Origin of the sequence: Martelella limonii, assembly GCF_013344475.1 — a bacterium.
Lineage (GTDB): Bacteria > Pseudomonadota > Alphaproteobacteria > Rhizobiales > Rhizobiaceae > Martelella > Martelella limonii.
The window spans coordinates 529,037-549,735 of the sequence record NZ_JABUOU010000001.1 but is presented as its reverse complement, the minus strand read 5'-3'; the positions used below and the strand labels follow the sequence as shown (position 1 = coordinate 549,735).

Annotated in this window: 17 protein-coding genes and 2 pseudogenes; 5 read left to right on the top strand and 14 right to left on the bottom strand. The window is 60.4% G+C overall.

Annotated features, from left to right (window positions below; genetic code table 11):
- The first annotated feature begins 181 nt into the window (after nt 1-181).
- Together HPQ62_RS02605 and HPQ62_RS02600 are read left to right on the top strand one after the other, a co-directional pair.
- On the top strand, nt 182-1,291 hold the full coding sequence (locus tag HPQ62_RS02605; protein WP_174800931.1) for a sensor histidine kinase: 1,110 nt from the start codon (nt 182-184) through the stop codon (nt 1,289-1,291).
- The gene (locus tag HPQ62_RS02600; protein WP_174800930.1) at nt 1,279-2,031 is read left to right on the top strand and encodes a LytR/AlgR family response regulator transcription factor; all 753 of its coding nucleotides are present in this window, start codon (nt 1,279-1,281) and stop codon (nt 2,029-2,031) included. Before HPQ62_RS02605 ends, HPQ62_RS02600 begins: the two co-directional genes overlap by 13 nt.
- A 396-nt stretch (nt 2,032-2,427) precedes the next feature.
- Here HPQ62_RS02600 and HPQ62_RS02595 read toward each other — a convergent pair whose 3' ends face one another.
- Nucleotides 2,428-2,679 (bottom strand): Atu4866 domain-containing protein, encoded by a 252-nt coding sequence (locus HPQ62_RS02595; protein ID WP_174800929.1) that lies wholly within the window; start codon nt 2,677-2,679, stop codon nt 2,428-2,430.
- A gap of 97 nt (nt 2,680-2,776) precedes the next feature.
- The gene (locus HPQ62_RS02590) at nt 2,777-3,232 is read right to left on the bottom strand and encodes a hypothetical protein (RefSeq protein ID WP_244629524.1); all 456 of its coding nucleotides are present in this window, start codon (nt 3,230-3,232) and stop codon (nt 2,777-2,779) included.
- A 112-nt stretch (nt 3,233-3,344) separates the two neighbouring features.
- On the opposite strand from HPQ62_RS02590, the pseudogene HPQ62_RS02585 reads away from it, so the two are divergent.
- Nucleotides 3,345-4,222, top strand: a pseudogene (locus tag HPQ62_RS02585) (LysR substrate-binding domain-containing protein).
- Nucleotides 4,223-5,110: 888 nt separating this feature from the next.
- On the opposite strand, the gene HPQ62_RS02580 reads toward HPQ62_RS02585, so the two are convergent.
- Together HPQ62_RS02580 and HPQ62_RS02575 are read right to left on the bottom strand one after the other, a co-directional pair.
- Nucleotides 5,111-5,815, bottom strand: a complete 705-nt coding sequence (locus HPQ62_RS02580) for a creatininase family protein (protein ID WP_174800928.1) — start codon at nt 5,813-5,815, stop codon at nt 5,111-5,113.
- Between the two features lie 113 nt (nt 5,816-5,928).
- Nucleotides 5,929-6,328: pseudogene (locus tag HPQ62_RS02575) on the bottom strand (gamma-glutamyltransferase); the annotation flags it as partial.
- 20 nt (nt 6,329-6,348) lie between these two features.
- On the opposite strand from HPQ62_RS02575, the gene HPQ62_RS02570 reads away from it, so the two are divergent.
- A complete protein-coding gene (locus HPQ62_RS02570; RefSeq protein WP_342343666.1) occupies nt 6,349-6,627 on the top strand; it encodes a type 2 periplasmic-binding domain-containing protein in 279 nt (92 codons plus the stop codon).
- A gap of 32 nt (nt 6,628-6,659) precedes the next feature.
- Here HPQ62_RS02570 and HPQ62_RS02565 read toward each other — a convergent pair whose 3' ends face one another.
- From HPQ62_RS02565 to HPQ62_RS02520, 10 genes are all read right to left on the bottom strand, one after another.
- A complete protein-coding gene (locus tag HPQ62_RS02565; protein ID WP_174800927.1) occupies nt 6,660-8,348 on the bottom strand; it encodes an ABC transporter permease subunit in 1,689 nt (562 codons plus the stop codon).
- Nucleotides 8,345-9,397 carry an ABC transporter substrate-binding protein gene (locus HPQ62_RS02560; RefSeq protein ID WP_174800926.1) on the bottom strand — a complete coding sequence of 351 codons (1,053 nt, stop codon included), beginning with the start codon at nt 9,395-9,397 and terminating at the stop codon, nt 8,345-8,347. Before HPQ62_RS02560 ends, HPQ62_RS02565 begins: the two co-directional genes overlap by 4 nt.
- Before the next feature lie 28 nt (nt 9,398-9,425).
- Nucleotides 9,426-10,451: an ABC transporter ATP-binding protein gene (locus tag HPQ62_RS02555; protein ID WP_174800925.1), complete on the bottom strand. Its 1,026-nt coding sequence runs from the start codon at nt 10,449-10,451 to the stop codon at nt 9,426-9,428.
- Complete coding sequence (locus HPQ62_RS02550; protein WP_244629523.1) at nt 10,441-12,003, bottom strand: CocE/NonD family hydrolase; 1,563 nt, start codon at nt 12,001-12,003, stop codon at nt 10,441-10,443. The genes HPQ62_RS02555 and HPQ62_RS02550 overlap by 11 nt, the downstream gene beginning before the upstream one ends.
- A 58-nt stretch (nt 12,004-12,061) precedes the next feature.
- Nucleotides 12,062-12,877 carry a creatininase family protein gene (locus tag HPQ62_RS02545; RefSeq protein ID WP_174800923.1) on the bottom strand — a complete coding sequence of 272 codons (816 nt, stop codon included), beginning with the start codon at nt 12,875-12,877 and terminating at the stop codon, nt 12,062-12,064.
- A 181-nt stretch (nt 12,878-13,058) separates the two neighbouring features.
- Nucleotides 13,059-14,057, bottom strand: a complete 999-nt coding sequence (locus tag HPQ62_RS02540; RefSeq protein WP_174800922.1) for a LysR family transcriptional regulator — start codon at nt 14,055-14,057, stop codon at nt 13,059-13,061.
- A gap of 82 nt (nt 14,058-14,139) precedes the next feature.
- On the bottom strand, nt 14,140-15,381 hold the full coding sequence (locus HPQ62_RS02535) for an amidohydrolase family protein (RefSeq protein ID WP_174800921.1): 1,242 nt from the start codon (nt 15,379-15,381) through the stop codon (nt 14,140-14,142).
- 4 nt (nt 15,382-15,385) lie between these two features.
- Nucleotides 15,386-16,576, bottom strand: coding sequence for an amidohydrolase (locus HPQ62_RS02530; protein ID WP_174800920.1), 1,191 nt, complete (start codon nt 16,574-16,576; stop codon nt 15,386-15,388).
- Nucleotides 16,577-16,600: 24 nt separating this feature from the next.
- On the bottom strand, nt 16,601-17,632 hold the full coding sequence (locus HPQ62_RS02525; RefSeq protein ID WP_174800919.1) for a questin oxidase family protein: 1,032 nt from the start codon (nt 17,630-17,632) through the stop codon (nt 16,601-16,603).
- Nucleotides 17,633-17,650: 18 nt separating this feature from the next.
- Nucleotides 17,651-19,105, bottom strand: coding sequence for an NAD(P)-binding domain-containing protein (locus tag HPQ62_RS02520; protein WP_174800918.1), 1,455 nt, complete (start codon nt 19,103-19,105; stop codon nt 17,651-17,653).
- A 263-nt stretch (nt 19,106-19,368) separates the two neighbouring features.
- Between HPQ62_RS02520 and HPQ62_RS02515 the strand changes: the two genes are divergently transcribed.
- Nucleotides 19,369-20,595: an ABC transporter substrate-binding protein gene (locus tag HPQ62_RS02515; protein ID WP_425312595.1), complete on the top strand. Its 1,227-nt coding sequence runs from the start codon at nt 19,369-19,371 to the stop codon at nt 20,593-20,595.
- The last annotated feature ends 104 nt before the right edge of the window (nt 20,596-20,699 follow it).

Here is a 20,699-nt window from a genome sequence, read left to right as displayed (position 1 = left end):
ATATGAAAAGAATCAGATGCGCGCGAAATTCAATACGCCGCTTACCAAGCACCGGCCCGGACGGCATTTCAGCAGCAATTCGATGAAAGCCTCGTTTTTATCGATGAATTGACATTCGGGCCCGCCGCCAATGCGCGTAAAAGAAACCAGACGCTTGACGCAAACGGGGACACGCGCGGACATGGCAGGCGCAACGCCGAATGACAGATCAATCGAAGGCCTGACCGGCGCTCCTGGGGAACAGGTATCCCCTCAGCCAGCGCCGCTCCTGCGCACCTTCTGGATTTCACAAGTCGCAATCTGGGGATTTCTCGCGCTGGTCAGCTGGATATCGCGGCTGATCGCCTTCAACGATATTCTGCTTGCAACCGCAATGACCCTGGCCGTTGAGCCGGTCGCCTTTGCGGCGACGACGGCGCTTCACGTCCTGTTCCTGTCTCGCTGTCAGCGCATTGCATCCCTGCCCGTGATTCTCTTTCTGCTTTGCTTTTCGGTGGCAGGCGGCGTGCTGCTGGCATCACTCGCAGACATCGTGCGCCGGAGCGTTCTCGGCGGCATCGACCTTTCCATCAGCCTGCCGATGAATGCGCTGTTCTACGCCTTCCTGTTGATCGGTTGGTGCCTGTTTTATTTCTGGCTCTCCGCCCTTATCGACGCACGAAATGCAAGGTTGCGCGCCGCAGAGGCGCGCGCGGAAACAATGCGGCTGGAACTTGAGCGCCTTCACCTGCAGCTTGCACCGCACTTTCTCTTCAACGCGCTGAATTCGATCGCTTCCGAAATACACGATCGTCCCGATGATGCCCTGGAAATGGTGCGCCGTATTTCCTCCTATCTCAGATATTGCCTCGACCAACCGACAAATGCCTGCTGCCCGCTCACCGACGAACTGGAAGCCATGCGCGCCTATCTGCGCATTCAGGAACTGCGGTTTGAGGAACGTCTGAACTGCGAGGTCAGGGTTGATGACTCTGCCGTGCATGTTCTGGTGCCACACATGATCCTTCAGGGGCTGGTCGAAAACGCAGTCAAGCACGGCCTTCGCCATCCCGACGATACCATCGAGATCCGCATTGAAGTGAGTAGGCTCGATGAGGAGACGATCCTGATCGAAGTCAGAAATTCCGGGGCGCTCCCGCCGCAGCCGCCCGCCCGGCCGACAATCGGCCTCAACAATACCCGCAAGCGCCTTTCGCTGCACTATTCTGATAGATACCGCCTGACCTTGAAGCAGGCCGGCGCCACCGTTGTGGCGCGCCTCGAACTGAGGGGATCCGCATGCCCCGTGTGATACTGATTGATGACGAGCCACCGGCCCGTCGCGGGATGAAGCGCATGCTTGCCGAATTCGAGGACATCGAGATTGTCGGCGAAGCAGGAACGCTGGATCGCGCCCGCGAACTTGTTGCCTCAGTCCGTCCGGACGCCATATTTCTCGATATCGAACTTACCTCCGGAACAGGCTTTGACCTGGTCGCCGATCTTCCCCCCGAGACATCCGTAATCGTCGTGTCGGCCTATAGTCTTTATGCCATCGACGCTTTCGACGCCGCAGCCCTCGACTTCCTCGTAAAGCCTGTCGACCCCGAACGCCTCCAAACCGCCATCGTCAGACTGAGAGAGCGGTTGCGCCAGACCTCACAGACAAGCGACGCCGCGATCAGGCCCGCAGCGGCATCCCGCCTACTTCTGAAATCGATGATGTCTTCCGTTGTGGTATCGATAGATGCGATCACCATGCTTCAGGCGGAAGCCGATTTCACCAGAGTGCACCTCGACACCGATCAGAGCTATCTTGCGGGAGGACTTCTTGGCAAGTTCGAATCCGACCTGAAATCGCCACCCTTCTTTCGCCTCAGCCGATCGCTGATCGTCAACCTGGAAAAGATTCGCACGATCAAATGGGAACCGGGCGGGCGTAGCCTGATATATTTCGCTGCGGACAAGCAACCCACCCCACTCGGTCGCGCCGCATCGAAACGCCTGCGTCAGATTACTGACGACTACTCCCAGCATTTTCACGGTCTCTAGCCAAGCTTGCCTTGCACCGCCCGGTCATATCGCCGATGGCATCGTGAACGTAATGTGTCTCACCACCGCGCACAACCTTCCGTATCACTCTACGCGAAATGCCCAACTCCCGGCAGATCGCTTTGATCGGCATGCCTTGCGTCAGGGCAAGCCGGCGCATCTTCGCAATTGTTTCCACAACAAGCATCCAAATAAAAAGCCTCCGAGATAAACCGGAGGCTGTTGTAGCCCCTGTGCTAGACGGGGTCCACTTTGGAAGCCGATCACCCCTCTAGCGGGGTCCTTATTCCACGCCTAATCACAGACGCTTCGCTATCGTCCTTCTTCCGAGGGTTCCACCACCAACCCAAGGTCTCCGTCAGGACGCTTGATGGGTGGGTTGGTGGTAGGGAAGGCTTACTGACGGATCAATACCATGCCGGCATGGTGCAAGACATTCGGCGCGACGAACTCGCCATCGGCGGTAAAATCGGTATCATCCCGGTAATCAATATGCGATTCGGCCACTTCGTAGCGACCTTCATAGGCCTTTTCGCGATTTCCACGTGCCTCGACATAGCGCCCGTTGGGCAGAAGTTCGTGCCGGATGTCATGGTCTTTGGTGACCCACAGGCCAACATAAGGGTGGGGCACTCTATGATTTGTCATTTTCGAGCGCGTCGTAATAGTGCTGTATGTCCGCTGCTTCGACCACCCAGGCATAGTTCAGTTCCTGGCGAACCTTCCATTTGCCGTCGTCGCAAGCTCAGCCCAGCTGGGACCGGCCATTGAACGGGAGCACAGTGCCGTCAAGGCGGGTTAGCGTGCCAACGAACCCGATCGTCATCGACGACACGCGTTCGCCAAGCAATTCGCTGTGTCCCTCGGTCAAAGCGTGACGAACGGACTTGGCATCTGCCTGCAATCCTTCCCAATTCGCACCATAGACTGCGCTGTTCTCGAAGAGCTGTATCGCACCCGGTGCGAAGTTGTCGTAGAAGACGCCTACCGGATCCTCGAGATCGTAGTAGCGGGTCATCTTCTCCGCAAAAACGAAGTCGGGGTCGCTTTCACGCTTTTCCCAGCCTTCCGTGATCCAGTGTTTGTGCAGCGCCAGCGGCGCATCTTCCCCGCTCGCCGGGCAGCCAATGGATACCGCCATGGCGGGCGTGGAAGCCGACACGATAATGGTGACGGCAATAAGGTGTTTAAGACTTTTCATTTCTCTCTTTCGGGTTTTCACATTGCTGCTTTTCAGCGAGAGCAAGATGGACGAAGCCGATTGCCTTTGGAATTCCCTTTGCAATAGACGAATTGGTTAGTGATACTGGACAATGGATCTGAACCTTCTTCCGCTGCTGCTGGTTGTTGCCGAAGAGCACAACTTTCGCGCCGCCGCAGACCGGTTGGGTGTGACGCGCTCCGCCGTCAGCCAGGGAGTCAAGCGGCTGGAGGGTGAATTGGGGCAGCATCTAGTCATGCGAACAACCCGCTCAGTGCGATTGACCGAGGCAGGTGAACGGCTGGTGGATCAGCTGCGCGAGCCCATGGATGTGGTTCGCATTGCGCTCGAAGCACGCGACGCATTGCCGCGCGGGAGGCTTCGCCTGGCGGTAACCTCCATCGCCGAACCGTTTCTGTATGGGCCTTTGCTAGCGCGTTTCACCGAGAAATACCCCTCAGTTACCGTGGATGTGACGGTGACGGATGAGGAGTTCGATATAGTTGCCCATGGCTATGATGCAGGCGTGCGGCTGGGTGAAGTGATCGAACAGGACATGATTGCCGTGCCCGTCGGCGGACCACAGCGGGAGATCGCAACGGCAGCGCCTGCTTATCTAGCCCGAAACGGCGTGCCGACGCATCCGCGCGACCTGCTCACACACCGCTGTATAGGCTGGCGCCTTGCGCCCGAGATCGCACCGTGGCGATGGGAATTTTCGAAGACGGCCATCCCTTTGAAGTCGCCGTCAATCCGCAAGTGACCACGAATGATCTGCGTCTCATGCTGCGGCTCGCCCTCGCCGATGGCGGTATCACATTCGGCCCCTGGGAGTGTTTCGATGAGCACTTCCACAGTGGCGCGCTGATGCCATTGCTGGAGACATATCTGCCGCCATTTGCGGGCTTCTCGCTTTATTTCCCTCAGCGAAAGCACATGGCGCCAAAGCTGAGGGCGCTCGTCGACCATGTACGGCAATGGCGGCACTGACAGGTCTAGACGCGGTCCTTGCGCGACACCGCGATGGGACTACGCAACGGGGCGGTGTCACGTTAACCGGTCCCCGATTGCCGACGTTTCGGGTTGGTCGTAGATTTCGACAATGCTTACATTCAATTTCAGTTCCAAGCACCGCCCGAAAAGCCAGGAACATCTGGCACCTCTCGGCGCGGCAACGTTAACGTGACAACACCATCGTGATGACGACTGAGACCCGGTGCAGAGCAGGTCGGAGATCGCTGGCCTGCTTTGAGCAATGGCTTTGCATCGACGGCGAACGCAACATTGAGCGTAGACACGCGGATCAGCGCGCCGTTTAAACGGAGCCGTTAGCAAATCGGCTTCGGGCCATGATGTTTGCGACAGTGCGCAACGGACCGCGATCATCGACACGCTGATCGCGGTAGCCGCGGAGCACGATGTCACCCCTAGGAGAGACCGCCTTCGCCTGCGTCGCCTCGAAAGGTATCTTTGCGATCATGTTTTGTTTTGCTACACATAATGCTACACAAATCTCAACACTTTAAAACATATGGTACTGTAATCATTAATTTTTTAACCTCTCCGATATCAGATCGACGGACACCTCCTCCGCCATGCGATCTACTCTGATAATTAATTTACTTTAACATCATCAATGCATTAGACATGAAGAGCTTCGAAATCTAATCGACCTTCGTCGTTTTTGCATCACATTGACCGCCTGCTCGTGTCCAGCACGCCTGGAAACACCTGAAAGCGAGCAAAATCAATGACATGAACTTGTCTATGAATTTAAACCGTAAAGCGGTGGGGCAAGCCGGAGGGCAACGCTCGCGGAGGGGTGTTGTCGGCATCGAGGCGGAGGCTGCTGCAATGGTGCCCATCGGCACCCAGTCCTCAAGCGCGATATTTTCCAGGCGGCCGGTTGTCCGAGGGCATCGGGGCGTTTGACAGGTCCGTGATCAACGTCGCGAGGCGCTGCGCCGTATATTCCAGCAGCGCCCTGCCCTTGTCGGCCGTTGCCCGGCCCGCATCGCCGGTCACGCCGTCAGAGTTGAGGTCCTGCGCCTTCCGGCCCAGGCCGCCGACGCGCCCGCCGCCAGGATAGGCGGAAAGCTGCCCGGCGCCTGCTTCGATTTCATCGACCGATGACGGAAAGTCACAAAGGTTTTTCGTCACGACAAGTTCCGGGTGCAGCGCCAGCATCAGCGACGTTTCGATATCGCCGCCGTGAAAGCCGGTGCGGATCTCGGCCTCGGTAAAAAGCCCTTCGGGATAGCCGGCATCGAACCAGGTGGCATAGGCACCCAGAATGTTGTGGCGCACGCGCTGGTCGAGCGCGACGGCGGCAAGCAACCCCGCCTGTCCGCCATGGCTGTTGAAGATCAGGATGCGTTTCAGCCCTGTGGAGCGCACCGCGCAGTCGAGCACCCGCGTCCAGGACTGCATCAGATCGGGCGCGGGATGGGCGAGCGAACCGGCATAATCGGCCTTGTAGCGGAGGCCGATATCGACGGCGATCTCGATACGGCGCAAAACGCCCGCGCCGCCAACGATACGGCCGCTGCGGCGCGCTTCGACCTCGCCCTGCCGCGCCTTCAATAGCCGCCTCGGAAAACATCATTGATCGGTCGCCAAAAGGCCAACAGAAATGTCATCGACGGTCTTCTCAGCACGCGCCATGAGGCCTGAACGGTATCAATCCACCAGCGCAGGCCATCCGCGCGCGGATCGGTTGCCGCTTCCATCAGCCCGTTTTCGTGCAACACCACGGCACCTGCGTGACCGTCAGCATCTCTGTAAGCAGACAGAATTTCGACATCGTGGCCGGCCTCCTTCAGCGCCGCGACGAGTGCCGGATCAAACCGATCCTCAAGCTTCAACGTCGTGGCCTCCTCCCCCAGGTGCGACCAAGCAACCAGCGCGGCGCGAGAACACGGCGGCCTGGGTCTGCGGCTGGCCCTCCCCGCCCATCATGCCATAGGTGATCACGCGGCCATCTTTCAGATGCGCAAGCGCGGGGTTGAGCGTGTGGAACGGGTGTTTTCCAGGCGCCAGTTGGTTGGGGCCGGGCAAAAGTGAGAAGCCAGCGCCGCGGTTCTGGAAGAAAACCCCGTCGCCCCCATATCGAACAGGTGTTTGCACGATCCAATCTGCAGATATCGTTTTCGGTCGAGGCCAATTCGATCGAGATGATGCGCCATCTGGCGATGAGCGAAGGTTACCTCACCTTCCTGACACCCTTCGATATTGCATTCGAAAGCCGCATGGGCCGCCTCGTCTATGTGCTGGTCAGGGAGTTCCAGTCCGACACCCAGCAATTGATGCTGATCGGCGGTCGCCGGAACATCTCGGACTTTGCCAGCGTCTTCGTCGAAAACACCAGGGCCGTGATGCGGGACATGACGGACTGACCGGCCGACCGAAGCCGACCGGTCATTTCGGGTTACCGTGCGTAGAGCCTGTCGAGGCGGACAAAGCGGCCGACAATGGCAAGCAGTACGACGGTCAGCAGGATAAGCACCGAGGAGAGCGCGTGTGCCGTCGGTCTCAACTCGAACGACGCCTCTGCATAGAGCCGAACCGGCAGTGTCGTCAGCCGCGCCGTGGTCAGAAAGCTCGTCACGGTAACTTCGTCGAAACTCAGCAGGAAACCGACGATCGAGGTGGCGAACAGGCCCGGCATCAGCCCCGGCATGATCACCAGCAGGAAACGCTTCCAACCATTGGCGCCGAGGCTTGCAGCCGCCTCTTCCTGGGCCTCGTCAAGTCCGATCACCGAAGCGGTCAGAAGCGTGATCGCAAAGGGCAGGATCACGACCACATGAATGGCGACAAGGCCAATGAAAGCGGGCACCGCCACATAGATCTGCAGCAGTTTCAGCATGCCAACGCCAAGCGCCACATGCGGCAACGTCAACGGCAGCAGCCAGAAGGCGAGCAGCGCCGAACGGCCACGGAAGGGAAACCGCGCCAGCGCAAAGGCCGCCGGCACCGCGATGATCAGCGAGACGACAAGGGCCGCAAGCGCCACCTTGACCGAGACGACAAAGGAATCGGTGTAGTAGCCCGAAACGAAAACCTCGTGATACCAACGCAACGTGAAGCCCCTGAAGCCGGCAGCGGTTGCCAGTTCGACATCGTTGAAGCTCTGGACGAAGACGAGACCGAGCGGCAGAAGCAGCAGCACAATGGCGGCGGCAAAAAACAGCCGGGAAACAACGGGACCGGCAAGATTGACCACCGGCTCGACAAAGCGCGGAAGCGAAACCGGACGGCTCTTGCCGCCATAGCGCCAGGTCATCAGCCGGTTGAGCGCGATGGTGGCCAGCACGGCAAACAGCAGTCCCGTCAGCGTCATCACCAGCGCAAGGGCTGCGGCAAGCGAGGTATTGAGGTTATGCATGGCCTCCTGCAGCACCAGCATGCCGGTGGTCCAGACCTTCTTGCCACCGAGCATGGTGGCCGAGACATAGGAAGTCGACGACAGCAGGAACACCACGATCGTGCCGGTCTTGAGCCCGGGCAAGGAAAGCGGAAGATCGACAGTCATAAATCGGATTGCAGGCGACGCGCCAAGGCTCTGCGCCGCCTCATGCACACGCGGCGATGTATTCTGCAGATTATCATAGAGCGCCAGCACCATGAAGGGCATGTACACCTGTGTCAGCGCCACGATCACCGCGCCATGATTGAACAGCATGGTCTTGACCGGCGGAATGCCGAACCAGCCTGTGACGATGTTCATCAGCCCTTCGGGCGACAGCAGAAGAATGATGCCGAGGGAACGCACGACCACATTGGTCAAAAGCGGGATGAGAACGATGGCAAAGGCGAAGGCGCGGTATTTGCCGGGCATGCGCGCCAGCCAATGGGCCACGGGATAGCCGAGCAGCGCAGAGACAATGGTCACGGCGAGCGAAAGCCAGATCGTCTCGAACACCACCCGATAGTAGAAACTGTCGGATGCGATATCGATGAACTGCTGCAGCGAGGGCGACTGGATCAGCGGACCGAACGGATCGGAATATTCATGCAGCGACAGGAATACCACCGCGACAAGCGGCGCGGCAAAAGCGATCATGAGCCAGATGGTGACCGGCGCTGAAAGCGCCGGCCCAAGCCATTTCCTCATCCGGCGATCTCCCGGTCGTAGATGGACTGCCATTTGTTGCGGTTGGCATTGATGTAATCCCAGTCGAAGTCCACCAGCGTGTCGATCTGGTCAGGCATGATAAGCTTGCTCTTGAGATCAGCCGGGATATCGACATTGTCGACGGTCGGCGAGTAGTAGATTTCCTTGGCATAGGCGAGCATGACCTCCGGCGACAGATGCAGGTTGATCCACTCTTCCGCCAGCTTCTGGTTCTTCGTGCCTTCGGTAATGCAAGCGACGTTCATGGCGAGCGCCTTGCCTTCTTCCGGATCGGCGAGCGCGAAGTCAGGATTGCGCTCCTCGATGTATTTTTCGCAGAAGCTGCCGAACTCAACAGAAAGATCGGCGATATCCTGATCGAACATGTCGAAAAGCTGCGCCTGGCTGCCCTGGATAGCGGCAAAGGGCTTGAGTTCCTTGACCTTGTCAAAACCTTCCGGCGCCATCTTGGTCTGGTCTCCGAACCAGGAAAGCGTCGACATCATCAGCGCGGAAATGCCTTCGGCGCCGAGGCCGTCCGGCCAGGCAATCCGGCCCTGCCATTCCGGCTTCCACATGTCCTTCCATGAGGTAATCGGGGCCGAAGCCTTGGTCTTGTTGTAGACGATGGTGCAAGGGTTGATGGCAACGCCGTACCCACCCTTTTTGGCGATCGGGTAGAGATACTGGGCGTTTTCGACGGCATCGGTCGCCGGCTGGGTGACGCCGTCCTTCACCGCCTGACGGCTTTCGAAGATGTTGAGGTAGAGCACGTCGAAGCTCGGACGGCCGCGCTCGGCATAGGCGCGGGCGCGACGCTCGACGGTGCCGCCCAGCACGTAGGATATCTTGCAGCCGTATTTGTCGACCAGAACCGGCTCGATATACTGCTTGACGATCTTTTCCTGGGTGCCGCCCCAGATGCCGACGACGAGTTCATCGCCGGGCTTCGGGTCCGGCGTCTGGGCGCGAACGAAGGAATAGGGAGCAGCAAGCGAGGCAGCGCCGCCCAAAATCATTGTATTGAAGGAACGTCTCTTGATGTTCATGACTGCTGTTCTCCTGGTTTTATGTTTTTCAGATAAAGGTGGTCCCGCCCGGTTCGGCGGTGACCCGGCAGGCAGTGCCGACCGGCGGCGGCGGCGTGTCGGAGGGAACGACAAGCCGGATCATGCCGCAGGCAGCCTGGATATCGGCCTCATAGGTCTCGCCAAGATAGGCTGCATTGACGAGCGTGCCCGAAACCGAAAGCGGAGAATGGTTCTCGCCGATGCGCAGGCGCGAGGCGCGCAGCACCAGTTTGGTGGCCTTTTCCGGCGCGCCTTCACAGGTGATGCCGGGGGCCGAAAACACGCCGTTTTCCACCTTGCCGTCGATTACAGTGCGGTGGCCGAGGAACGTCGCGGTAAAGGGGCTCTTCGGTGCATCGCAAAGGGCAAGCGGCGTACCGATCTCGCTCATCACGCCCTTGCTCATCACCGCAACGCGATCCGACATCGAAAGCGCTTCGGATTGGTCATGGGTGACGAAAATGGTGGTGATGCCGAGTCGCTGCTGCAGCGAACGGATTTCGTTGCGCATATCGGCCCTGAGATTGGCGTCGAGGTTCGACAGCGGCTCATCCAGAAGCAGTACGTCCGGCTCGATCACCAGTGCACGGGCAAGGGCGACGCGCTGCTGCTGACCGCCGGAAAGCTGGCTGGGATAGCGATCGGCATAGGGGCTGAGGCCGACGGTTTCCAGCGTCTTCGCCGCCCTCTCCCGCCATTCGGCCCGCGAGGCATTGCGCATGCGAAGACCGAAACCGACATTGTCGATCACGGTCAGATGCGGAAACAGCGCATAGGACTGGAACACCACGCCGATATTGCGCTTGTGCACCGGCTTGTGGCTGATGTCCTTGTCATTGAGGATGATGCGACCGCCTGAGGGCTCCACAAAACCGGCGATCATCCTGAGCGTCGTCGTCTTGCCACAGCCGGACGGGCCGAGAAGCGACAGAAGCTCGCCCTTCGGCACCTCGATCGTCAGGCCCGAGACAGCCGTGGTATCGCCATAGGTCGCCGAAACATTGTCGAGGGAGAGATAAGGCTTAGGCGCCATGGACGGTATCCTCATTCAAAACGGAAATCACAAGACGGCTGGCGTCGTGGCGGATCGCAAGCGTCAACGGCTTTGCGTCCATCTCGCCGGCATCGGCCGGGTCCTGTGCATGGAGAGAAAAGGCGGGCCAGGCTGCGGCCTGCAGCGACAGGCGGAGGCTGAAGCCCGCCGGCACTGTGACAAATCCAGCCCTGAGACCGACGCTCACCGGCGAACCCGTATTTTTTGTCCGGGTTATACCGGTCTGGATCACGTTTGCGCTTCCCGAGGGGGTGACCAGAGAGAGCGTTGCAACGAGATCGAAGGCCGGTGCTTCAGTGGAGATGGTGATGTCGGCCCTGACGGGCCCGCAAAGGGTGAATTCCTGCGCGAAGGGCGCTGTGGTATAGACGGCAACGTCGGACCGATCGTCGCTCGTCGCCCGATCGGCAAAGCCTGATGGGTCGCCCATATGACCGCCGACAAGCGGCGCCGGGCGGAAGGGGTCGCTGACGAGAACATCCTCGCCCTCGGTGCTCTCCGCCATATCGGCAAGCCTGCCGTCATTGACAAGCGTCGCGGCAAGCCCGCCGGAGGCAAGCGCGAGTGTCTTTTGTGAGGTCGCGGGCCACCGATCGAAGGTTCTCCAGCGACGGTCTCCGATATCGAAAAGGGTGAAGGCGGGCGGTGGATTGCCCTTGTTCTTCAGATAGAAATCGAAGAAGGCGACATTGGCGCGGTCGACGGACCAGGTCTCGGCTTCAGGCATGCGCGCTCCCCCGATCGTCCCGTTCCACGGCATATGCGTCCATGGGCCGATGGCAAGATGCGCAGTCGCGGGCGACGCCGTGCGAAAGGCCCGGTCGGCGGCAAGCGTACCTTCCAGCATGAAATCATACCAGCCGCCGGTGTGCAGCACCGGAATATCGAGCGCGCGGCCCTTCAGCAGGCGTTGCGGAGAAACCTGATCCCAGTCGTTTTCGGCATTGTCCAGCCAGCGCTTGAGGTGGGAAAGCTTCGGGCGGCCACTGAGGTAACGGGCCGTTTCTTCCAGACCGCCAAGCGCGGACAAGGCCGAGTGGGTCTCGCGGTCGCCGTCATGCGCGGCCTTCAACAGCGCCATCTGCTGCGCCCAGCCGACCATGCCGGCATAGCGCAGCGCACCGCCCTCATAGGCCCAATCCTTTGCCGGCGCGAAGGAGCCCATGGCCGGCGCCATGGCATCCACCTTTGCGCCGCCGGCAAGCGCCAGATATTGGGTGATCGCCTGATAGGAGAAGCCGTAAAGTCCGATCTTGCCGTTAGCGTCATCAAGGACCTTCGCCCAAGCCACCGTTTCCGCGCCATCGCTCAATTCCTGACGCAGGCAATCAAAATCACCTTCCGACGCGCCCATGCCGCGCACATCCTGCACCACCACGACATAGCCGTGGCGGGCATACCAGGAGGGGTGGGCAAGCACGACGGTGGAGGCGATTTCCTTGCCATAGGGCTGGCGCATCAAAAGGACGGGCCACGGCCCCTCACCCGCCGGGCGGTAGACATCCGCCGCCAGCGCCACACCGTCTTTCAAGGTGAGGTGCTCGACGCTTCTTGAGATCGCGGATGTCGGATTTCGTGCCAGCAAGCGATCAGCCCTTGAACATGGTTTTCTGGGTGAGCCGTTCCATCGGGAAGGCGAGAACCTCCTCGGCCAGCGCCACAAGACTTTGAGCCGAGCGCTCGACATGGATCTTGCCGCGCTCTGCGTCAGCGGCGGCGGCATTGCCGCAGGCTCCGGAGGGGTGCAGGTCCTGGGTCTGCCAGCCAAAGCCGATCCGCCCTTCCGCCGTCAGCACCTGCTTGCCGCGCTCCATTTCCACCGACATCGGCTGGAAATCGTCGGCATATTGCATGTCAACCAGTTCGGGATGGAGGTGGAGCATGGTCGAGGTTTCGGATTCGCCGCCGTGAATGCCGTGTCTCAACTCGTGCTCGCTGTAAAGATCGGCCTGGCTGGCGCCAGCGGACACCCATGAGGAGACGGCAAACATGCCGCATTTGATGCGAAGCTCGCGGCAGACGATCTCCATCACCTGCGGCTGGCCGCCATGGGAATTGGCGAAGATGATCTTCTTGCATCCGGCGCGCGCCACGCTCTCGCCGATCTCGAACCAGAGCCGCGCAAGCGTCTCGTAGGACAGCGTCAGCGTGCCCGGATATTCCAGATGTTCCACCGACTTTCCGACCGCCTGCATCGGCAGAACCAGAACCTTCATATCGTCCGGCATGATCTCGACGGCACGGTTGATGATGCCGGCATTGATGGCGGAATCGACCCGGACCGGCAGATGCGGGCCATGCTGCTCGACGGCTGCCACCGGCAGGATCGCGACGAATTCCGACATGTCCATGTCGGTGAAGTCTTTGGTCGTGTGGTCCCACCACCAATGCGATTTCAGCGGCATTTCCGAATTCCTTCCATCCGTGGTCCGGGAAAAGCTCCGCCGGCGGCGCGAGTGGCATGGCTCGGGCACGGCTGAACAACCAGACTAAGTTTTATGCAATCACAATTTATGCCTACGATATGATCATGTCGGTTGATATTCGGCAATTATGCCCAGTCTTATATGCGGTATAGGCGTGCGCTTATACTCCGGCGAATGCGGCAAGACCGGTCATGGCGGCAGGCGTCGGATGTGATTCCAGATCCGCTCCGTACCGCTTTGAAACATCACGAATAAGATTGCGCACCCACCTGTTCGCCACGCTCTTGTGCGCCCGCTCGTGCCAAAGGAGATAAAGCCGCATATTGCCGAACTCGCGCGGCGCGCCGACAACGCGCAGATCGTAATCCGGATAGCGTTCCATTACGAAATCGGCATAGGGCCGCGCCGTGGTGAAGACCAGATCCGTGCGGGCAATGACGGGCGGCACCAATGCATATTCGGGCACGGAAAGCGCCACCTGGCGATTGACGCCAAGCTGCTTGAGACGCCCGCCGATCGGACTGAAGGCCGGACGGACGACGGATCCGATGGACAGGTGCGGCAGGGAGAGATACGCTTCCATCGACATTTCACCGGCGTTTGCAAAAGGATGATCCGCATTGACGATGCAGGCCGTCTCGCAATCGAAGATCGTGCTGGAGCGCAGGCTTTCATGCGGCGACGGCCAGTTGGCGACAAGCAGGTCGGTAGCGCCGGAACTGAGCTGCTCGGTCAGGTCATCGCTCTCGGCTGGCGCAAAGAAATCGATCGAGGCCAGCGGCGCTTCTCTGCGCAGCCGCTCGGCAATCGGCGGTATAAGGAAGCCGTTTAAACAACTCATCGCCGAAACGCGCATGGCGAAGGCCGTGGTGGCGGCGTCGAACGCCTCTTCCGGACTGATGGTTTCGCTGAGTTCGGCAAGGATTCGACACAGCGAGGCGCGCACGGCCTCGCCGCGTTCCGTGACAGCCATGCCCTGCCCGCTCCGGACCAGCAGAGGGTCATCGAAAACATGGCGCGCGCGCTTGAGAACCGCGCTCACCGAGGGCTGGCTCTGGCCGAGCTTTCCGGCAACGCGTGAGACATTCTGTTCGCTCAACAGAAGGAAGGTCGTGCGTAAAAATCGAACATCAATCGTGCCGTCCTGATCCGTGATCATGCAAGACGCCTTTCACAAGCGCAAAACGGTCTCCCAAACGAGAACCATGCAATTCGCGTGCCGTGCGGCGTCTCTCGAAAATTCAAGGTCCGTCGGGTGCACAGAACAGCCGTGGTCGTGGCCGCTCGAATGTCTTTCGACCGTTGCGCCAGCCGCAAATCGTCGGCGCGATCGTTGCCACGGCTTGCGCCGGCGTTTCGGCATCGAGCAGCACCAGAGTGCCGGGCGCCCCCGCCGCAATCTGCGAGGGTTCGCGTCCGAGCAGGCGCTCCGCCTGGCCGCTGATCATGTCATAGACGGTTTGAAGCTCCCCGGCCGTGCCGATTTGGGCGATGTTCGCGTAGAGATTGGCGATCCGCATCAGGGAGGCATCGCCGAAGGGGGTGAACGGGTTGAGGACATTATTGGTCGAGAGCGTCGCAACGCCGCCTGCCGCAATCAGCCTGTGGCCCGGCGTCACGCCGCGCGGCACCAGATGGTTGAATTCCCGACCGTTCAGATAGAGATCCGTCGCCGGAAGCACCGTCAGGGCGATGCCATTTTCGGCAAGCTCGGTGAGCGCTGCCGCGCATGCCTCGGGGGCAAGCGCTGAAAGCTTGGTCACATGCCCGACAGAGACACGGCCCTGATAGCCGCGCTTCTTCGTCTCGGCGATTATCACGCCGAGATTGGAACCCTCCGGCTTCAGGTCGAAATCCACGTGGAAATCGACATTGACGCCGAAGCGCTCGGCAAGGTCGAAAATCTTTCTCACATGGGCTGCCGGATCGTGATCGGTATAGGGGCAGCCGCCGACCTGATCGGCGCCCTTTGCCAGCGCCTCGGCCAGCATCTCCTCCGTGCCCGGATCATTCGTCAGCCCCTCCTGGGCAAAGGCGCAGATGATGATCTCGATCGCATCGGCATAGTCGCGGCGGATCGCCTTGATCGCCTCGAAGGAGCGAAAGCCCGCGCGTGGGTCGATCTCCACGAATGTGCGCATTACCGTTGTGCCGTGGGCTATGGCCTGTTCGACCACCTTTGCCGCGCGGGCATAGACATCCTCTTCGGTAAAGGCCGCCTTGGCCTTCGCGGTTTCGCGCACCGCCTCAGACAGCGTGCCCTCGCACAGGGCGCAACGACCGATGATGCCCGCCTTGTCGAGGTGGATATGAGTTTCGGTCAGTCCCGGGGTCGCGAGCCTGCCGCCGGCATCGAACGAAGGCGCATCGCAGGCGATGCCGGTTGCAACGGAGGCAATGCGGCTGCCGGCAAAGGCAATATCCACCGGCGTCTCGCCTCCGGAGAGGCGGGCATTGCGGATGAGGAAGTCGATACCGGCCATCGGCTCACACCAGCCGCCCGGCTTCGGCGACCTTACGGCCTGCCTTGAATACCGTGCGGGCTACGGGGCGATCGGCCAGCGTCTCGGCGATACTGCCGCACGCGACCAGCATGAAATCGGCAGGCGCGCCAGGGACAAGCGGTTCCGCGCGGCCAAGCACGGCACCGGAGGCATGGGTCACGAGCGCGAAGGCCCGCTCAAGATCATCGTCGGCGCGAAAATCCTGTCGGTCGCAGATAATGCCTGCACGCTCGATCAGATCGCCATTGCCAAAGGGCGACCAGGCGTCGCGGATATTGTCGGAGCCACAGAAGACGCGCACGCCCGCTGCATGAAGCCGCTTGACCGGCGGCATCGGAACCGGACCGGGCCCATTGGTCATGATCGAGACTTCGGCGCGTGCCAGAAGCTCTGCGGTCCTGCCCAAATCCGCATCATCCAGCTCGCCAAGACAGAAGGCATGGCTGACGGCCACCCGGCCCTGAAGCGAAGCGGCAATCGTGCGTTCGGCAATCTGGCGCAGTTCGAACGCGCCAAGCCCCCCGCCATCATGGAGGTGCAGGTCAACCCCGACATTGTGTTTTTCGGCAACGGCAAAGACCGCATCGAGATGTCCCTTGATGTCATTGTCGATGCCCGCCGGATCCAGTCCGCCGACGAGATCCGCACCGTGCGCCACCGCCTCGTGTAAAAGGTCTGCCGTGCCCGGATCGCGCATGATGCCCGATTGCGGAAAGGCGACGATCTCGATGTCGATCAGATGGCCGTGGCTTTCTCTCAGCGACAGCACCTGCTCAAGGCCCTTTAGGCCGATCTCGGTGTCGATATCCACATGGCTTCTGACGGCAACCGTGCCGAGCGCCGCGATCTTCTCTATCAGCGCCCCGCCGCGCGCCGTCACCGGAAGCGCCACTGTGCGGCGCAGTTCACGCTCGGCGGCAATCCGCTTGGCAACGGTTTCGCCGGGAATATGCGGAATGAAGGGAAGGCCGATCAGAGTCTTGTCGAGATGGATATGGCCGTCGACAAGACCGGGAAGGATCATCTTCCCGCCACCGTCGACGCGCTCCGCAGTCTGCGCAATATCCAGGGTTTCCGGAGGGCCGAGAGCGGCAACGCGCCCGGCTTCGATCAGGAGCGTGACGCGCTCGCCCTTAGCATTGCGGATATTTTCAACGGCGATCTGTCCAGGCAAGGGCTTTCCTCAGTCGATCTGGCCTCAGTCAATCAGGCGAAGGCGGCGGGCGGCGGCGACGCGGTAGAGTCTGTCCCCGCCCCAGGCTTTCTGCTCCTCGGACGCGGAAAAGGTCAGGCTGACGTCGTGCTCGTCATAGGAGGCGATGGCAGCCGCCTTGATCTCCGGCCATTCGGGGGCGTCGCGCTCGCGCATCGCCTGAACTTCGTCGGCAGTCGGGAACACCGGAAAGCCGATCTTGGGGACGAGTGCGGCAATCACCTGCCAGAAGGCGCGGTAGAGCGGCTCGACCTTGTCCTCATCCACATGCGGCGTGACAAGACGCATCCAGTGCATGCCGGTCACCGCGTGAAGGGCGGAAAAATCGAGCGTGAAGGCAAAGGCGATGAGCGACACTTCAGTCATGCGTCGCACCGTATTGTCGTGAAAACGCAGCCGGTCGATCACCGGAGCAAAGCCCGGCAGCGCGCCGACGGCGCGGATATTGTGCCAGAGCAGATCGGTCTCCGTCTCGTAATCGCGGATGCCCTCGATATCGGCGATTCCGGCCAGTACCTCCGCCGGATCATCGGTATCGGCCTCGAAACGGCCCGGCCCCGGCAACGGCAGATAGGTTGCCGCCCAATAGCCAAGCGCGTGCCCGACTTCGCGGGCGTCATTCTTCAACACGCCATAGGCAAGCCGCATCAGGGGATGGGTGGCGCTTGCGGCAATGCCTTGCGTCATCGCCGGCAGATAGGTGCGGATCGCCTTGTCGATGCCGAGCCGCTGAACTTCGCCCACGAAAAAGCCGCGATAATCCGCCTCGCGCCCGCGGTCGCCGAGCGCTTCCTGCCAGTTGCCGGGATTGATCGGGCCAACGGGCGCGGCGATCGGCGGCACGGCATGGGCGTCGCGATAGGTCTCGTACCACTCGTCTAGGCGTTTCGGAGAAGCGCCGAGACGATCGAGCGCGATCAACACCATCGGCACATGATTGGCCAGAAGATAGGGAAACTCGACGCTGCGTGTCTGGGCTTTTGCCAGAACGGTATCGAGCGTCAGCGGTGTCGTCATATTGCCCTCCCCGGCCGGTCAGGCCGAGATCCTGTCGCGCGGATTGAAATGCTGCTCGCGATAATGCGCAAGCTCTTCCTGAAAATGCGCGGCATCCTCCAGGAAGAAAGCCCGCGTCATGCCGTCGGCGATGCGGGCAATACCGTATTTGACGCCGGTAATGCCGTTACTGATCGGACCGAGGCTCGGCACCGCGCCGCCATTGAACATATGGATGCGCGACACCCACCTGTCCCTCTCCGCGTCCATCGGCGTCAACTCAAATGTGCACCCAAGATAGGGCGCCTGCAAGACCGGCGGACACATCTCGCCTTGAGGCGGGGTAAAACGATCGCGCCAATGGGCAAAGCGCCCTTCCAGCGCTGAAAGTTCCGGCCGCATGGAAAAGTCGACGCCGTAGCCGGTTCCAAGCAGAATATGATCGGCCTCGATCATTCCGTTCTTTGTCTCCGCGCGGATTCGGCCGTTCACGACGGCGAGCGATATGACGCCACTGCCGAGTTCCATCACAAAATTCGCATAGGATGTGGCGCGATCATACTGATCCTGCGTCGGCGGCACTTTGAGGTCATAGTAGTGCTGCGAGAAGCGCCATTTTTCATCATCCGGCAGCTCGGCAAAACTGCCGAGATAGCCAGGAAAATTGGTCCAGGCCAGCACTTCGGTGCAGGCCAGCGCTCCGGCGCGCGCCACCATGGTGACGCGCCGCGCCCCGGCTTCCAGCGCCGTCACCGCCCAATCGAAACTGGAAGTGGCCGAGCCGAGCACGATGACATCCTTGCCTTTCAGGTGGCTGTCATCGGTCTCTTCGGCGCTGTGGGTCCAGAACTCTTTGGCAAGCGCGCGGATGTTGTCCGGCACATAGGGGCCGCCGCAGCCATCCATGCCGTTCGCCAGGATCAGCCGGCGGCAGGTAATGTCGCGCGGCAAAGGCGCGTGGCCGGAGATCGTCAGTCGCACGCCGCTTCCTGCCTCGGCGACGGCTTCCAGCCGCGTCTCATTGTAGACCGTGACACCGCTCGCCTTGCGGAACCAGAGCATGTAGCGCATCCAGTCCTCACGACCGATCTTCTCCAGCCCCGCAAAGCTCTCGGCGCCATAGACCGTTTCATACCAGGCGCGCGGGCTGAGACTCGGGATGCCGAAATCGGGACCGGCCAGCGTTTTAGGCGAACGCAGCGTTTTCATGCGCGCGGAAGTGATCCACGGGCCCTCGCGCCCGGCCTCGGCCTGATCGATAACGAGGACGCCCTCGATCCCCCGGCGTCTGAGAGCGAAGGCGGCGGAGAGCCCGTTCAGCCCGCCGCCAACGATGACGACATTATAGTGCGCATCTTTCTCCGGCTTCTTCAGCCAGACCGGCGCTTCGGCCTCGATACACGCCATCTCCCAGGCCGCACGCGCGGCGAGTTGTTCGAGTCGATGCTCGATCCCGCCGGAAAACGAAGGCTGGTTGTCGGTGAAGCGCTGCATTTTTGGTTCCCGATGAAGCGTTTGCTTAAATTCCAGGCAAATCTGGCCGCTTTTGTCTGAAATTTGGGCGATTATGTTCTTTTTTGTGATTTTTTACTTGAATTGTTTTTTTGTCAAGTGCGCTTGAGTGCGTTTTTGTTTGATGTATAGTGCTGATCGATCATGACATTTATGAAAACAACAGATGCATGATATAAAAGGGGAACAGAATGAAAAACGCAAACGCCGCAAGATATGCGACAGTCGGGCTGCTTGCCTGCCTGATGGGCTCGACGGCCCTTGCGCAGGACAAGCCTTTTTCCGGCATCACACTTACCATCGCCTCGCAGAACGACCAGTTCGCGCCTGTGATCGCCGCGTTGGCGCCGAAATTCGAGGCGGAGACAGGCGCAACCGTCAAGGTCGACATTCTCGACTACGGCTCTCTTCTGACCAAGACGACCGCCGATTATATCGGCGACACTGAGGGCTACGACCTCGTCACCATGGACATCGTCTGGGCCGGCGAATACGCCGAAAACGGCTATTCGGTCGAGCTTTCCGAACTGATCGAACGTGATGCCGACGAGATCGACGTCGACGACATCTATCCCAACCTGATGATGGGCCTCGGCAATTATGAAGGCCAGCAGGTCGCCTTCCCGTTTGCCGGCTACGCCAACGTTCTGGCCTATAACAAGACCCGCCTTGACGCGGCCGGCCTTGAAGCGCCGACGACGATGGAAGAATTCGTCGCCGCCGCCGAAAAGCTGACCGATCCTGCCGCCGGCCTCTACGGCTTCGTCGCCAACGGCCAGAAGGGCCCGGCAAGCGCCCAGGACTGGATGCAGTATAACAGCGAAATGGGCGGTTCGATCATGGGCGAGGACGGCATGCCGACGCTCAATTCGGATGCCAATGTGGAAAGCCTGAAGGTCTATCGCGACCTGTTCCGCAATGCAGCTCCTCCCGGTGCTGCCGGCTATGACTGGGGCGGCCGCGAGGAAAGCTTTCGCCAGGGCGTTGCGGGCATGATGCAGACCTGGTCGGTTGGCGCGCCGGGCTATTACAATCCCGAAATTTCCAAGGTCGTCGATGACGTTGCCATCACCACCGCCCCGCATTCAGGCGACGCGGCGCCGAGCTATGGCATTGGCGGCTGGGGCATGGCGATCAACGCCGATGTCTCGCCGGAAGAACAGGAAGCCGCCTGGGCCTTCATCAAATGGCTGACCAGCCCTGAAATCCATAAGGAATTCAACCTTATGGGCGCCGGCAGCTTCCTGCGCAAGAGCGAGATGACCGATCCGGACCTGATGGCGAAATTCCCGTTCCTGCCGGTGCTTGCCGAAACCTTCGAGAATGGCAATTATGATTACCGTCCGCGCATTCCGGAATATCCGCAGATCCAGGATTTCCTCGGAACGGCGGTCAATTCCGTTCTGGTCGGCGATGCCGATCCGAAGGAAGCACTGGATGCCGCACAGGCACAGGCCGAAGACCTGTTCTGAGCCCTGCGACGAATTCCGCGGACCGCGCGTTTTCATGCCGCGCGGTCCGGCCTTCGCATGTTTCTTGAAATCGAGGTTACGCGCGTGCGTGCGATCGCAGACCC